General features: G+C 51.7%; 11 protein-coding genes. 3 read left to right on the top strand and 8 right to left on the bottom strand.

The window, feature by feature from the left end:
- Positions 1 to 37 precede the first annotated feature (37 nt).
- From MHH48_RS07160 to MHH48_RS07150, 3 genes are all read right to left on the bottom strand, one after another.
- Positions 38 to 364, bottom strand: coding sequence for an antibiotic biosynthesis monooxygenase (locus tag MHH48_RS07160; RefSeq protein WP_006208549.1), 327 nt, complete (start codon positions 362 to 364; stop codon positions 38 to 40).
- Between the two features lie 229 nt (positions 365 to 593).
- A complete protein-coding gene (locus tag MHH48_RS07155) occupies positions 594 to 6695 on the bottom strand; it encodes a phosphodiester glycosidase family protein (RefSeq protein ID WP_179090636.1) in 6102 nt (2033 codons plus the stop codon).
- A gap of 473 nt (positions 6696 to 7168) precedes the next feature.
- Positions 7169 to 8263 carry a CapA family protein gene (locus tag MHH48_RS07150; RefSeq protein WP_076323164.1) on the bottom strand — a complete coding sequence of 365 codons (1095 nt, stop codon included), beginning with the start codon at positions 8261 to 8263 and terminating at the stop codon, positions 7169 to 7171.
- Between the two features lie 435 nt (positions 8264 to 8698).
- On the opposite strand from MHH48_RS07150, the gene MHH48_RS07145 reads away from it, so the two are divergent.
- From MHH48_RS07145 to MHH48_RS07135, 3 genes are read left to right on the top strand one after another with little or no spacing between them, the layout of a single operon-like run.
- On the top strand, positions 8699 to 9181 hold the full coding sequence (locus tag MHH48_RS07145; protein ID WP_076322912.1) for an Lrp/AsnC family transcriptional regulator: 483 nt from the start codon (positions 8699 to 8701) through the stop codon (positions 9179 to 9181).
- A gap of 53 nt (positions 9182 to 9234) precedes the next feature.
- On the top strand, positions 9235 to 9804 hold the full coding sequence (locus MHH48_RS07140) for a chromate transporter (protein WP_076323163.1): 570 nt from the start codon (positions 9235 to 9237) through the stop codon (positions 9802 to 9804).
- Complete coding sequence (locus MHH48_RS07135; RefSeq protein WP_076322911.1) at positions 9804 to 10346, top strand: chromate transporter; 543 nt, start codon at positions 9804 to 9806, stop codon at positions 10344 to 10346. Before MHH48_RS07140 ends, MHH48_RS07135 begins: the two co-directional genes overlap by 1 nt.
- A 746-nt stretch (positions 10347 to 11092) precedes the next feature.
- Here MHH48_RS07135 and MHH48_RS07130 read toward each other — a convergent pair.
- The 5 genes from MHH48_RS07130 to MHH48_RS07110 all read right to left on the bottom strand — a co-directional run bounded on the left by MHH48_RS07130 (position 11093) and on the right by MHH48_RS07110 (position 16375).
- Positions 11093 to 11452: a Rieske (2Fe-2S) protein gene (locus MHH48_RS07130; RefSeq protein ID WP_076322910.1), complete on the bottom strand. Its 360-nt coding sequence runs from the start codon at positions 11450 to 11452 to the stop codon at positions 11093 to 11095.
- 434 nt (positions 11453 to 11886) lie between these two features.
- The gene (locus MHH48_RS07125) at positions 11887 to 12942 is read right to left on the bottom strand and encodes an amidohydrolase family protein (RefSeq protein ID WP_076322909.1); all 1056 of its coding nucleotides are present in this window, start codon (positions 12940 to 12942) and stop codon (positions 11887 to 11889) included.
- A 29-nt stretch (positions 12943 to 12971) separates the two neighbouring features.
- Positions 12972 to 14522: an extracellular solute-binding protein gene (locus tag MHH48_RS07120; protein WP_076322908.1), complete on the bottom strand. Its 1551-nt coding sequence runs from the start codon at positions 14520 to 14522 to the stop codon at positions 12972 to 12974.
- Positions 14523 to 14581: 59 nt separating this feature from the next.
- Positions 14582 to 15442 (bottom strand): carbohydrate ABC transporter permease, encoded by an 861-nt coding sequence (locus MHH48_RS07115; protein WP_076322907.1) that lies wholly within the window; start codon positions 15440 to 15442, stop codon positions 14582 to 14584.
- A gap of 12 nt (positions 15443 to 15454) precedes the next feature.
- Positions 15455 to 16375: an ABC transporter permease subunit gene (locus MHH48_RS07110; RefSeq protein ID WP_076322906.1), complete on the bottom strand. Its 921-nt coding sequence runs from the start codon at positions 16373 to 16375 to the stop codon at positions 15455 to 15457.
- Positions 16376 to 16544 lie beyond the last annotated feature (169 nt).

Raw genomic sequence — 16544 nt, 5'->3', positions numbered from 1 at the left:
TTTACTCCTCCTCATCATCTTCCTGGATTAGCCTTGCCTAAAGCTTGTAGAAGCTGTCCCTCTCCACTTTGCAAATTCGTAAGCCAAAGCTTTCATACCACTCGTTCTTGCCCCGTTCCTGGGCTACCTGATGAGCAGCATTCTCCTTCCATAAACGAATGGCCTCCAGTGAATCCCAGTACGATACCGTGATCCCAAGCCCCTCATCCCGTGCAGACTCCACCCCCAAATAGCCGGGCTGCTGAGCGGCGAGCTCTGCCATTTTATCGGACATCGCCCCATAACCCCGGTCACCTTCTGTTCGTTTGGACACAAAAATGCAGGCATAGTAAGGTGGCTTCGGCGTATTCGCGTATTCCGTCATTCTCTCTCCTCCTTTCTGGTTTCCAGATTAGCCATTAATTCGATTCACATTCGTCCATTGACCATGTAATCATTATATCGGAACTTCCACCGTTCTTTAACCTGTAAGAAAAATGTCTTTTGACGTTTATGCCGTAAAGACAGACCTCGATTAGTCTTAAAAAAAGAAACCGCCTCTCTCCTCTATGATCATCTACAGGAGAAGAGAGCGGTATTTTGCCTTCTAGCCTTTACTTCAGTTTGTGCAACAGATTATAGATGACCTGTGCGCTTTCCGCACGCGTGGTCAGGCCTTCCGGTTCAAAGCGGCTCGGTGTACGGCCCTGAACAAATCCGAGGGCATGCGCGGTTTCTACCGCTTCCCTAACCCAGTCCGGGGATGAAGCAAGATCGGCAAAATCGCTGCCCGCGCTGATGTTCTCCTGCTGTAGTTTCATCGCGTGGGCATAAGCACGCACCAGCATCGCCGCCATTTCCTGACGCTTGATCGGGGCATCCGGATCAAAACGGTCTTTGCTTATTCCATTCACGATGCCCGACCCGGCCGCTGCGGCCACAGCCTCTGCGTACCATTTGCCTGAAGCTACATCTGCAAACGGCGCAGAGCTCTCTGCCTGAAGATCGAGCAGACGAACCAGCATCGCCGCAAATTCAGCCCGGGTCACTTGCTGAGCCGGTGCGAAGCGTTCCGTGCTGACGCCTTCGATGAGCTGCTTCGCTGCCAAGTCGGTAATCACTTCTGCAGCCCAGAATGAAGATGGCACATCGGCAAAGGTTTTCTCATAATCAAGTAAACCATAGGCGCTGAAATGTCGGATCTCCGAAGTCATGCGGCCATCTATTTCCACTCCGCCTATATACTCCAACTCACCATTATCGGACAAATAGTACATCGCTATTCTTTTGCCGTTAGTGTCATTAGATAACGGCAGTTCCAGCGTGATCGGATGATCGAATTCAGTTAAGTTGTAAGATTTGCCATCCGCTGTCGTTAATCGAAGCTGGAACTCTAGCATGGCTCCGACTGCTGTCAGCTTGGCCCCGGAGACGCGGGCAGCTTGCGCGATTCGCTCCTTCATCTCAGCATCCGATAACGCGGCGGCACTCAGTTTCATCGTGCTCTTCTCAAGCTGGCCAGGATATGCAAGACCACCCAACTGGCGAAGCACTTCGGCCGGGATCGTTATGGCCACATTCTTCGCTTCAATATGGATCGAATCATCCTTAAGTATGTCTGCTGCATTCCCTGGCAGCGTGATATCCGTAAAGCTTCCATCCATCGTGATTACAACCTGCCCGTTCGACAGCTGAGCTGCCAGCTCGCTCGCTGATAAGGTGACGCTGCCTGACGGCGGTGTCACAGGCGGGGTGACCGGTGGTGTTACTGGCGGCGTTACTGGTGGTGTTACCGGCGGCTGTACCGGAGGGTCTACCGGTGGCTCCGGTTCCGGATCAGGATTTCCCCCGCCCCGGGTGGTCACCTTCAAATCATATTCCGACTTGAACCCTCCGTAGGTTGCCGAAATCACGGTCGCCCCTTCGGCCAATGCCCGGACTGAGCCTAACTCATCGATCGAGGCGATCTCTGGCTTACTGCTCTCGTAGGTTACACCTTCGATTAAGCGGATACGGCTGCCGTCGGTATAAACCGCCTCCGTGACGGTTTGATCGGTGTCCCCGACCTTCAGCTCGGATTTGCCGCTTAGGGCGATCGACTCTATGCTGCCGTTCGGAATTCGGTCCACCGTAATCTTCACATCTGCATAGACGTCCAGCGCTGTCGTGCTGGTCGCTCTTACAACCGCGCTGCCCAAACCTTGAGCCGTCACGATGCCATCTGCTGATACGGTGACGACATCATTTGCCGGTTCGGAACTGTATACAGACCATACAACGGTTCGTTCAGCCCTGCGCGGCTTCACTTGAGCCAGCAATTTCTGGCTCTCGCCCACAGCTAGCGTCAGCTGGTTTGGCGTTACTTCAATCCGCTGCGGCTCCGGCTTCGTATCCGATTTCGCCAGCGTAAACTCATCCACGACGCGCCCGTCAACTGTTTTGGCTACATAATAAAGCTCGTCTCCCTCCACTTCCACGGAAGCATACATCTGAGTCTTCTCTTCATCTACCACCTCATGCCAGCCTCGCTCGGTGTGGGAGTAGAATTTAGGTCCTGACGATCCCGCCACAACGTAGGTTGTGCCCTTACCGTCCGCAGCAATTTGGTTGTTCATCATCGGATAGGAACGAATATAAATATGATCATGTCCGTTTAATACGAGATCCACGCCAAATTCCTCAAGCACCGGCGCCCACAGGCTGCGTACCTCAGCGGAATCATAGATGCTTCCGTAAGGCCCGCGGTGGAACATCGCGATGGTCCATTCCTTGTCATTGCCAGCCAGATCCTGCTGGAGCCACTTTTTCTGATCCTCCAACTCATACTCGCTGTTCAGCATAATGAAATGAACGTCCTTGTAGTCAAAAGAGAAGTTGGTTCCCTTCAGGCTGTCCAGGCCATTGCCCGGCTGGTTAAAGTGAGCCAGGAAGTCTCCATTCTCCTTATTCCCCATCACTTCATGGTTGCCGATGGCAGACACTAACGTCGTGTTCAGGAAATGCTTCTGGGCTTCATCGAACCAGTAGTTCCACTGCTCCTCCAAAAATCCCTTGTCGACCATATCGCCGGCATGAACCATAAATTCGGCGTCAGGATGCTCGGCTGCCGCCTTGTCGATCGTATTCCCCCACAGCTCGAACTCCTTCGCGGTAGATGCCTGGGAATCGGCAAAATACAGAAATTTCGTTGTATCTCCCCTAACCTCCGTTGTACTAAAAGAGCCTTGGGCACTGTAATGGCCTTGTCCATCACCGACACGGTACACATACTCTGTGCCTGGCTCAAGTCCGGCTGCCGTCGCTTTATGGACACGAACGGTGCCGAGATCCAAGGTATGGTACAGCTCGCTAGCACCATTGAACTTCTGGACGTTCGGCGCATCGAAATCCGTAAATTCGGACCGCTTGGCCAGTTCCACGACGGTCCCATCCGTCGCCGGGTCCGTGTGCCAGTTCAGCATCCGCGACGTGGTCGGATCTTCGCCCATGCCCACGCTGATGTTGAATGGAGTAGGACTTCCAGCCAGCGGCGAAACCTTAAACTCCAAGGCCGGGCTATATTGATTATTCTTTACGGCTTGCACGGTATACGTCTTCACCTGGGATGTTAGCGCCGCCGTCTTCAGAATGCCCGCAGCATCTGTTTTGCCCACCGCCGCTGCGTCAGCCATGATCTGAACGCCTTCCACAGGCTGACCTTGAGCATCGATCACTTCAAACACGGTTTCGTATCCCTGTACGGTTCCTTCCTCATTCCAGCTCAGCGCATAATGCGTTGCGATCTGCGATTCTATCGGAAGACCGTAGAACGAAAATTCGGTATTGCCCGTATCGGCAAAGGATACCGCCCCGGACGTGAGTGATAGAATGCTGGTGCCGGTGGCGTTCTTTTTCACGTCATACCGGATTTGGCCGATCCAATCCGTATCCTGCAGGGATGCGGTATGGATGTCCTTCCAGGTCACTCTCACCTTTCCAGTTGTACCGTCGATGTTCCCGCTAACCTGGGTTGGACTCAGCTTGTCTCCCGGTATGAGCTCCAGATTCTCCACTTTGGTGGGATCGAATTGGAAATCGACATGCCCGCCGCGAATTTGGGAGGTCTTCACTCCGCCGATATCGAGCGTATAACTGCCGCCAACATAGATCGTATCCGGCGTATCGTACACCACCTTGGCTGCGCCCGTATTTACGGTGAAGTTCCATTCCTTGGTCGTTTGGTTGCCCGACAGATCGCGGACGGTTACTTTCGCCTGATGAACGCCATCGGCAAGCGGAACGCTCGGCGTGTAATGGATTCTTCCTTCCGGCGGATACAGGGTGTGCTGCACCGGACTGCCGTCCAGATAGAATCGGATTTTGTCCGGATCAATTAAGGTGGTTCCCGGGTGTGCGACAGGATCATAACCTGCATCCTCGGCATACACGGTAATGGTCGGCGTGTTCTCTGTAATCTCCGCACCGTCAGCCGGAGAGAATTTCTTCAGGATCGGCGGTTCGATATCGTCATTAGCCGGGCCGTACAATGCCCGAATTTCGTCCACGTAGATGGCACCGGCGTCTTTTTTCGCGGCCTGGGTTTCCATATAACGAACAGGCATGTCCATCACCAGCGGAAGGGTTCTTCCTTTGGGAACGGACGCTTCGAGATACTTCCATCCCTTGAAATCAACGCCAATCGTCTGATCGGTAAAATCGAGCGGGATCGCGCCCTTGCTGTCACGAATCTGGGCACGGAGCCAGTGCGCATTGCCGTCCCCGTAGACCCACATGCTGATCTTCTCCGGATAACCAGGAATTTCGATATTGTCCGCTGTGCCATTCGTCTGCAGATAAGCGCCGGAGGTGCCTGTCATCCCGGTAAAATCATACTCCAGCTTCAATGCGCCATTCCCCGAGCGAATGTAGGTCTCATCGGTTTCAATGGATACCTTGGTCGACTTATACTGCGCTCCGGCACTTGGTTTATAACGGCTAAGGCCGTTCTCAAAATCCTCGAGCATCACCGGAGGAAGACCGACATTCACATCAATGGAAGTTTCAACATTTCCGTATTTCACATGGATTTTGCCGCTGACATCCTGCTTGTCCGTGGCGGTAAACGTTCCATTTGCGTCAATCGTCCCGATGTCGCCTTCGGTTCGCCATTCAAAACGACTGTTATCCGCCTGAATCACCTGTCCATTTCGAAGCGCGGTCACCTTAAGCGTCTCGGTCGAGCCGGAAGAGAAGGTCTTCACGGCGTCCGTGAACTTGAGCCCGGTCAGCTCATTAACGACTTCCAACGCGGCTGTTCCGGTCAGATTGCCGGATTGTACGGATACTTCGGTTACACCCGGTTGATTCCCTGCCGTAAACGTACCGCTTGCGTCGATCTTCCCATAAGCAGGGTCAACGCTCCATGCCGCAGCCTCCGTCATTTTCGCCGGATGCAGGTTCTGGTCCACGGCTGCCGCCTTGAAAGTTGTAGAGGAACCCGTCAGCACTCTCTCCAGTGTAGGTGCAACGACCAGTTTATTCGGTGCTCCTTCAGGCGCCTTGTTTACCAGCAAAATACCGTTGGCCGTCTTGCGTTCACCGCCATCGGATGGCGAGTTGAGCACCTTGCGCGTGGCTTCTCCCGGCAGGCGGGCAACAAAGGTAGCTGATCCGCCTCCATCCAGATTCAGTGCGTTTACCACACCAAGCTCTTGCAGCATTTCGCCAAGCTCAATGTAGTTAAGCCCTTCACTGAAGCCGGGCTGACGACCATCGACCTCGAACAGCACAACGGTTCCGTCCGCTTTGGTTCCCACCACCGTTCTTGGATGCACGGCCGGATCGGTATGCTGCTGGACTACGCCATCCTGCACCAGCATCACCGTACCGCCAATCGCCATCGTGACATCCTTCCACTCGTTGTCCAGCTCAAAACTTGCCTTTACTTCATCCCCTGCCTGGAGTCCGGCAAGCTTGCTCTGCTGTGATCCCGATGCGGATAGTACCACCTGGCCTGGGCCAATCGGCGAATTCCCCTGATCTTTAAGAACAGAGGCCACCTTCATCGTCAAGATCTCCCCACTGGCGACCCTGCCGCTCACAATCTCCAAAATGACCTCGTCGCCAAGATTATTGGTCATCGTTGTAGCATTGAATTTTTCGGTATAAAGGACAAGTGCGTCCGTCCCTCTGAGACGGTTGATGGATGATAGACTGCTTACCACTCCGCCTATCGTCACGTTTTTCGTCAATTTCGGACTGCCGTACAGGCTGGTCCCGTCCGGCTTAATGCCAAAGGCGTTCCGGCCACTGGGCGGATCCGTTAATAACTCCCCGCTCCCCATAAACAATCCGAGCGGAATTCCGGTGGACATATCGTAAAAATCCCCATTCACTGCCGCGATGACGCGGTTGCCTGCCTTGTCGGCATCGGATGCCATTTTGCTGACTCCCTGCATGCCGTAGACCTTGCCATCGGTGAGGCCGGGCTGAAGCTCCAGATTCCCTTGCGATGGATCAAACTCCACCATGTGGACCTTCTGCTCGCCACTGCCCTTTTGCATATTCGCCCATGTATATGTAGCCCTTGGCCCAATCTCCATCTGCCGCATATCAATGACCGATGACGCAGCGGCGACCGGGTCGGCAGCAGCTTGTCCTGCGGGAAGCAGTAGCGAAAGAAACATCACTCCGCTGAGCAGCGACGATATTCTCTTTTTGCTTTTTATCATGTACATTAATTCCTCCTTCTCTGTGCTTGGACTCTTGTTCCTCCCGGATGTTTGTCCGTGAATGAAAGACCTACTCGGGAGTATAACGTTAGCTTGTTAATTCCACCTCCGATCTGTGTTAAGACGAAGTTAACTCTGCCGCTATCGGCTGTTACATTTCCGTCATTAGCTGAAGGGCTGCAAAAATGTATACTTCCGCTTCATATTCACCGCTACCACCAACGACCGAGTTAACCCGTCTTCTTTCCCTTATCATATTGAAATTTTATTTCGAATTACAATATGTTTTGTAAAACTTTATTTTATTTTATAGAGCAGGAATTTCTGGCTGGATGGAGTAAGTGCGGATTTTGTCGAATGCTGAGAATAAGAAAAAATCCATACACCCGTTTCTGACATTTTTTGCGAAGGTCTTCCTCAGCGCACAAAAAAACAACCGCGTCCTATGGTTATGGCCGCAGTTGTTTATAAACTTCCTTTTATTTTTTGGTGACATTGCCGTTGGCATCAATTTTTGCATTATAGGAAAGTTTGTTCAGTTTCGCGATGATGTCTTTGTTGTACTTCTTGTCCATCAGATTCGGTTGACCTTGAATAATCTTCACCGGTGTAATCCGGCTCGTGATCTTGGAACCCTGGATCTCAAAATGGACCATCATCGACAGCAAGGTATTGTCACCGCCCCGGGTCGAGCGATTAAACACGAAGTTGCCCAGCGAATAATAAATCGGTTTGTTCTTGTAATATTCAATGCCCATCAACGTATGGCTGTGGGAACCAATAATAATGTCGGCACCCGCATCGATCATCTTCTTCGCCATCGTGCGTGCATATTCTTCCGGATAGTCGGCAAATTCCTCATTCCAGTGGATATACACGATCGTATAATCGTTTGTTTTTGCCGATTTCTTAATATGGGTCAACATCGGCTCCATTGTGTACGCGGAAGCAGCGCCAGGATGGTTCTTGCCCGCGATCCAAGAATTACCCGAGAGCACCCGGCTGACTCCCAGGACCGCAATTTTCTTCCCATCAATGTTCTGCACGTAAGGCTGGAAGGCCTCGTCAATATTGCGCCCGGCTCCCGTGTACCCGATCTTCTGGCGCTTCAAATGTGTAATCGTATCCAGCATCGCATGCTGCCCATAGTCCAGAATGTGGTTGTTAGCCAGCGTTACGCCGTCGATTCCTGCATAGACCAAGCCTTCAAGCGTATCCGGCTTCGAACGGAAAGCAAAGGTTTTATCCGCAGCCTTACCCCGAGTGGAGACCGGTGTCTCCAGATTGGCAAACGCCATGTCCGCTTTTTTCAAGATGGGGGCGACCTTCTTAAATGGGTATAGGTTCCCGAATCTATCAATCTGACTCCCCACGTAGCCGTCCAACAGAATGTCACCTGCAAAAACAAGATCTATCGGTTTGCTCTTCGACTTGGCTTGAGTGGTTGTGCCCGCTGTATCCCTGGTCTCCTTGACCTTGCTCTGAGTCTCTTTCTCATTCGTGCCCGCTGCCGAAACGATGCTGACCGGGAGAATCATAACGATAACCAGAATGAGGCAAAATAATCTTTTCATATCGATGCCGCCTTTCCAAATAAGAACTTCTAAGAAGCTAGTCATTTACCACGTTTATCCTATCATAATTTGATATAAAAGGGTAATTCTATAAAATGAACCATTTAATAGAATTACATAATGGATTCTAACCAGTTATCCCTTTCAGCACTACGCATGCGGATTATTCTTCCGATCCCCTAATGCCCCCAGATTTGTTTAAACGGATTAAAAGTGGTTGTACATCCAAATAAATCAAATCTATCTTTTTCTATCCATAGTCTTAGACTTGAAAAGCGGACAAAAAGTTTCAAACTTTGCAAATCAGATTGAAAATATTATAAATTGCTTATATATTTAAACGTATCGCAAGTATAACCTTCATTTTAATTACGTTTTGTAATAATTATGTCGGCTAACTCTTACATATAAGTAAAACCAAAGGAGCTGCAGCCCATGAATATTCATTCTTCCGGTGAAAACGGGCCTCCCCTGATTGATGATACGGACCGCAAAATCATTGCGATCCTCGGCAAGAACGGGCGAATCTCGTACACCGATTTGGCCAAGGAGATTGGGTTGTCCCGCGTTGCCGTACAGGCCAGGGTCAACGCCCTAATCGATGACGGCGTTATTGAACGGTTCGCGGCGGTCATTAATCCGGAGAAAGTGGGGATTTCGGTGTCTGCTTTTTTCAATGTAGAGGTCGAACCCAAACATCTACAGCAGGTAGCGGACACATTGGAGAACGAGCCGTATGTAACAAGTCTGTATCATATGACCGGTCCCAGTAAGCTGCATATGCACGGACTATTTACCGATCATAAGGAAATGGAAATGTTTTTAAATGAGAAGCTTTACCCGCTCCCGGGCATTACAAGTGTGGATACGCAGATCTTAATCAAGCGTTATAAAAGCCGAATGGGCATCCGACTTTAACTCTTACAACAGAAAGGACTCATACCTTGCCTGATAAAACTAGCAATCCATACATGGAATTAACGTTCGGCATGTTCCGAACCGGAATACTCGGCTACGGCGGCGGTCCTTCAGTTATTCCGTTGATCCGTCACGAGGCCGTCGTTCGTTACAACTGGCTCAGCGACGATGAATTCGGGGAGGTGCTCGCGTTAGCCAACGCGCTTCCGGGTCCCATCGCCACGAAGATGGCCGCCTATCTCGGTTACCGGGAAAAAGGGGTGCTTGGCGCCATAGTTGCCATTCTCGCGCATATCCTTCCGACCTGTATTGCGATGATCGCGCTGTTGTCCGCGGTGACGTTCCTTAGCAGCTCCAAAGTCGTGGCAGGCATGCTTGCCGGCGTTACGCCGGTCATTGCCGTGATGCTGGGAACGATGGCTTACGAATTCGGCGAGAAGGCTGTAAAGGGGCTCGGCATCTACGCCGGGATCGGATTTTTCGCAGTATCGTTTCTTCTGCTGGAGAGTTTCCAGATTCACCCGGCCATTGTCATTATACTGTTCCTTGCCTACGGCACCGTACATTTCAAAACCGTAGCCAAATTAAAAAAACAAAGACAGGATAAGGAGGGGTCCGCCTAATGGAAGAATGGCTTCAGCTGCTGATCAGCTTTTTCGTCACCAACGTGCTCGGTTATGGCGGCGGTCCTGCTTCCATCCCGCTCATGTACAAGGAGATCGTCACGAATCACGGCTGGCTGACCGACCCGGAGTTCTCCAACATGCTTGCCCTTGGCAATGCGCTTCCCGGGCCGATCGCCACCAAAATCGCCGCTTTTGTCGGGTACGACGTATCCGGCTGGATGGGCATGATCCTTGCCCTCGCGGCTACGGTTATTCCTTCGGCGGTAGCTCTCATCTGGCTTTTGAATCTGCTGCAGAAATACCGTACGTCGCCAGTCGTCAAAGGCATGACCCTGTTAGTTCAGCCGGTCATCGCCATCATGATGCTGACCCTGACCTGGCAGATGGGCAAAAGCTCCGTCATCTCCATCGGCCTTCTGCAATCCCTCGGCATCGCCGCCATCGCCTTCTGGGCCATGAACATCCGCAAGATCCACCCGGCGCTTGTGATCCTGGCCGCGTTTGCTTACGGGGGCTTGGTGTTGTCGCAGGTGGTGTGAGGGGGATTGTATAGAACAACTATAACCCGTTCGGGATAATCGCCATGACTAAAAGAGCGAGTGTGAGGGACTCATTCCCACCATACTCGCTCTTTTTTCAGTCGACAGCCATCCAAGCATGCCCCGGATCACGCACCTTACCTGTCCCCCGCTTAGACTGATAGGGCAATGAGTAGAAATTCACCTGTGAACCGGACGGTATACGATTGCTATATCATTTAATATGTCCGAAAGTCCTCTTATTCGTCGTGAAGACTTCCTAACGGACACAGAATACCTTATTTTGTCCAAAATAGCCCTTTTGGTAACTTTAGCGGACCCAGAGGACCTTATTTGCTGTCTTTATTGGTATTGGCACCCGTAATTCGCACAATAGCGGATCTGTAGTCCGGTACTTTGTAAATAATCGGGTGGTGATCTTAAATAACGGATCTAGGGTCCGTTAAATGCTGACACAAGTACCTTGGGCGCCCATGGTTGGCAATGAAACCTGCAGTTTCCCATTAAGTAATCCCAAGAAGTGGCGCAAGGTCACAAAACCAGGAGCAGGCCCGGTAATTTGCCACATCCGATTATATCTCAATGCCACACCAATGTAATTAGCGACATCTCGTTATACCCAACTCCCAACGAATGTGCCTTGATCGTCACCTGCCTCCAACAAGTATCCAATGCTCGACGGCCCCACGTCTGTTCACATTGGATGGAGCCCCTCTGTCCTTAATGATACTCTTTCAACTCCCCACCTACTTCCTCCCCATCACCACCCCGATCTTGCCCTCATGTACCTCTACCTTATACTTCTTAACCCGGATGCGGTCGCTGAACAGCGACTTGCCGGTCTGCAGGTCAAACTCCCAGCCATGCCAGGGACAGCGGACGATCTCGCCTGTCCGGCCGTATTCGTAGTCGTATACCTCCGAAGGAAGCGTCGTACCGGAGACCAGTCCTGCGCAGATCGGCGCCCCCTGATGCGGACAGTAGTTGAGGATCGCATGAAACTCGCCGTTGATCCGATAAATTCCAATTTCGCGCCCCTCAATGTTTACGACCTGGTGTCCGCCCTCCGGTATGTCCTCCTCCGCCAGCACGTAATGTACTCCCATTCATGCACCTCCTTGCCTGTGCGCCCAGTTCGTTAATCAAGTTTGTCTTTCACCGCGTGCTATTCATCCAGAGTACCTTAGTTGACTCCAGTCAAATTCATTAATCCCGGTTGTCGAGTTACCCTATCTGCCCAGCCACTCCCTATCATATTAATTAATCCAATGACTCAATTTAGCTAAGGTATTCTATCAGCAGTCCAAATCATCGAGTTCATAACCTACTCCTGCTCAGTAAAAAAGTTGCCAGTTATTGACGTTCGTCGTTGACCAGTTTCAAGGCTGGTTTCGTTCATACGAGCTAGCTTCGATCATGCAAGCTTGCTTCGATCATGCGAGCTTGCTTCGATCATGCGAGCTAGTTTCGACCATGCGAGCTAACTTCAATCTAGCAAGTTAGTTTCATCAAATTGGCTCTACGTTCATCATCCATCCGCTCAATCCAATCTGTACAGCTGCTTCGCATTCTCGTAAAAAATCTTCCGCCGGGCCTCCGGCTTCAGCCCCCGCAAAATATGGCTTGGCGAGTCGAAGTCCCAATGCGGGTAGTCGCTGGAGTAGAGCAGCATGTTCTCGGCATCGATCATGTTGAAGAGATCGATGAGATGCTGCGGATTGTCGGGCTCCTCAATCGGCTGCGTGGATAAGTAGCAATGATCCCGGATGTATTCGCTCGGCATTCTCGTCAGCCAGGGCACGGTTGCGCGCAGCGCCTTGTAATTTTTGTCCAGCCGCCACATCAGGCCCGGCAGCCAAGCCACTCCGCCTTCAACCAGAACGACCTTCAGGTTCGGGTACTTCACGAATACGCCCTCGCATACCATGCTCACCAGATGCGCCATGAACATCTGGGAGAGGCAGGTGTGCCACTCAATGTAGCGGGTCGGGTAGCCGGCCGCGGTGGGAGCCGTCGAGCTCCCGCCGCCTTCCGCTCCCGGATGGATCCCGATTGGGAGACCCTTGCGCTCCGCTGCTTCGTAGATCGGGTGATAATGACGCTGACCCAGCGGCGAACGCGCCGCACTGGAGATCATCACCTCCACGATATCCGGATGGCCGCCGATCCGGTCGATCTCGCGTGCCGCCAGCAAAGGGTCCTGAGTCGCTACCGCCATTGCGCCTTTGAATGCTTTATGTTTGCCGAGCCACTCGGCGATCAGATAATCGTTATAGGCCGAGCATATCGCGGCTGCGTAATCCGGATCATGGGTGGAAGAGATGTTGTAGACAACGCCCGTCAACACGGCGTAGTCCAGATTATAGCCCTCGATCAGCTGCTTGATCATATAATCGGGGTCGGAACCGGCTTTGCCTCCACCCGGAGGGATCGAGTCTTTTTTCATCACGCCGATTGGCGAGTAATACCCTGAGCCTGCATAACCGATGCCAGATGCGGCTACCCGGGAGCGCCAGGGCTCCTGCAAATATGGAAGCAGCGCCCTGTCGTCCTGCTCGTTATGAACGTCGACGTCGATAATTTTCATATCGTCCATTGCCTGATTCCTCCAATCTCCATAAGTAATTACTTACCGCCGTACGTGCGCGTGTAGGCGGTGTTGTACATAGTAAGGAGTTCTTCGGAGCCGAGTTTCTTGGCCTGGTCAATAAATTGCTGATAGGTGGTGTCGTTAATCGGGGTTTTGCCGGTCACGAACTCCGTCACCTTTTGCTCAAGGAATTTGTTCAGATTGTTCAGCTTCGATTTCTCGAGCTCCAGCTCCTCTTCCGTCTTGACGATCTGTTTCGGTGCCGGGACAATGTACTGCTCATACCGGGCATTGATATCCTTGCTCTTCTCGCTTAAACCACGCTCCCACACTTCACGGGATTTAGCGTTATTCAGCGTGATCAGGTCATACCATACGCCCCAGTCCTTGCGCAGCGCATTAAACGGAGACTCGCCAAATTCCTTGTTATATACCGCTTTACCGTCCTCCATCGTATACGTTTTGCCTTCGATTCCCAGGGACAGATAATTCGTTCCCTCTTCGCTGACCAAATAATCAAGGAATTGAACGGCACGCTCTTTATCCTTCACTTTGGCCGATATCGCTCGACCGACAGTGCCAACGACCGGACGGGAAAACTGATAGTTCTTGATCCCTTCGGCGGCAAAGGAAGGAATCGCATCCAGCTCATACTCGGCCGAACCGGCCCCCCTCGCCTTGACAACCAAAGATTCCAGGTCCGCCTTCCAGAAAAACGTCACCAAGGATTTGCCGGTTAGTATTCGCTCCTCCCACTGCGCTTGCGTCAGCAGCGAGAATTCCGGATCCAGCAATTTTTCCGCATACAGCTTATTCAGATAGACCAACATATCCTGATAATTCTCATGATATGGGGCAAACGCGTATTGATCCGTGGTCGGATCCAGATTGTAGAAACCGCTGATCCCCGTGAAGATACGCCCGAAGGTCGTATACAGCCCTGTATCGCCAACGATGGCGTTGGATATGAGCGGATAGGAATCCGGAACCTTCTCTTTCAATGTTTTCAGATACTGATAAAATTCGTCCACGGTGGTCGGTGCCTTTATCCCATGCTGATCCATGATATCCTTGCGGGCATACCAGATAAAGTTGAAGCCCTTGCCCTCCGCATCCCCTTCCAATACGGGTACGGTGTACAAGCCTCCGTCCGTGCCCGTTGCCAGCGCCTTGGCCTCAGGATATTTGTCGTAAAAGGCTTTCAGATTCGGCGCCCGATCCAAGTAATCATTGAGATTCAGGAACACCTTCTCCGGTCCATGCTCCCTGCCGTCCTGCGTCGGCACCTGGATAAAATCCGTCGCGGTATTTGTGGCAATCATGATCTGCCTCTTCTCCTCAAGCCCCTCCTGGCTCACGATCTGGAACTTCACTTTGACGCCCGTCTTCGCCTCGATCTCTTTGAAAATCTCCCAGTCATCCCGAACCTTGCCCTCGACCCGGTCGTATACCAGCCAAGAAAAAGTAACCGGTTTGTCAGGACTTAACGTTCCCGAATCATCCTTGCCCCCGCCGGAGCATCCCGCAACCAGCATCGCGCTGAGCAGGATCATGGCAAGCGCAGTTCTGAACCCCTTTCGCCTCATTCCCTAACCTCCCTTTTATCTTCACAACGTATAGAGACGGATTTGCTTGAAATCCATAACTACCCCTTAATACCGCCAATCATCGTGCCTTGTACAAAGTATTTCTGGATAAACGGATAGACGCATAGGATCGGCAGCGTACCGATCATGATCATGGCGTATTTCAACGTCTCCAGATGCGTCAGGTCTCCCTCGCCCTGCACATTCGTACCGGCGATCAGGATGTTGCGCATCATAATCTGCAGCGGGTACATCTCCCGGTCATTCAGATAGATCAAAGCGCTGAAAAAAGAGTTCCATTGATTCACGGCCGTGAACAGGCCGATCGTGACCATCACCGGTACGGATAAAGGCAGCACGATCCGCACCAGAATCTGCATGGGCCCGCATCCGTCGATGGCAGCCGCGTCCTCAAGCTCCTCCGGCAGCGCCTCGAAGAATGTCCGCATGATAAACAGATACCATGTGCTGATCAGTGACGGGAGCACGATCGCCCATATCGTATCGAGCATCCCCAGCCTTTGAACGATCAGGAAGGTTGGAATCATGCCGCCGCTGAACAGTAGTGTGAACGCCGCCATCAGCAGAATCACTCTTCGGCCGGGCAGCCATCGTTTTGCAAGCGGATATGCCATGGCGGAGGTCGCAATCAGCGTCAGTACCGTCTGAAGGAAGGTATAACGGATCGTATTCCAATAACTCACCCAGAGATCCGGGTTATAGATAAGCTGCTCGTAAGCGATCAGCGTGATCTTCTTCGGCCATAGCAGCACGGCGCCACTCACGACCATGGCATTGTTGCTGATGGAAGCCGAGAATACGTAAACCATCGGATAAGCCATTACAATGATCAGCACAATCATGAACAATACATTGAATACGTCAAACAGCTTCGAGGCGAAGCTTTCCTGCTTTTTCACCGCGCACCTCCCTTACCACAGGCTGGTCTCCGAATATTTGCGTACGATCCGATTGGCCGCAACGACCAGAATGAAGCCAATCGCCGATTGGAACAGGCCCACCGCGGTGGCGAAGCTGAAATCGGCATCGAGGATGCCCCGCCGGTACACAAAGGTGTTAATGACATCCGAGGTTTCATAATTCATCGTGTTGTAGATCAATAGTATTTTCTCGAAGCTGGCCTCCATGAAATTACCAAGCGACAGCACGAACAGAATAATCATGACAGGCACCATGCCGATGAACGTAATATGTCTGACCTGCTGCCACCGGTTCGCCCCATCCATCTTGGCCGCTTCATACAGCGTCGGATCGATTCCGGCAATCGCAGCCAGATAGAGAATGGTGCCCCACCCCACCTTCTGCCATATTTCGGAGCCCACATACACCGTCCGGAACCACTCCGGCATGCCCAGAAACATGATCGGCTCGATGCCAAGCAGCTTGACGAGCAGATGGTTCACCACGCCCGTGGTGGGAGACAGGAAGGTCACGAGAATGCCCGCGATCACGACGGTGGATAGGAAATGCGGCATATAGCTGATGTTTTGCACAAACCGTTTGAACCATTTGCTCTTCAACTCATGGAACAGGATCGCCAGAATGATCGGCGCCGGAAAATGAAACAGGAGATCATACACATTCAGCATGATCGTGTTGCGAATCAGCTTCCATGCATCGGGGGTGACGTAGAAAAATTCAATCAAATGCTTGAATCCGACAAACTTGCTTCCCAAAATACCCCGGCCGATCGAATAGTCCTGGAAGGCAATGATGATGCCGTACATCGGCGCGTACTTAAATATCAAGTAGTACAAAATGCCGGGCAGCATCAGCAAGTACAACGCTTTATGTTTTCTCAGAACATAGCCGATCCGTGATAGCTGCGCCAATAATCCCCACCTCCGATTGAAAGCATTTACATTCATTTGTTGTTGTCCCCACTATACGAGCTGTGCTTCCTTCGCGTAAAGCATGCATCTTTTCCTTAAGACACAGGTTTTGCACTGCCTGTGCCGCAAGGCTTTCAGCCTGTTCCATGCAAAAAAAGAGACTTCAGAA

This window comes from Paenibacillus sp. FSL F4-0100, from assembly GCF_037993005.1.
Classification (GTDB): Bacteria; Bacillota; Bacilli; order Paenibacillales; family Paenibacillaceae; genus Paenibacillus_AQ.
Note: the sequence above shows the minus strand (reverse complement) of the source record. Positions and strands in the feature narration are given on the sequence as shown.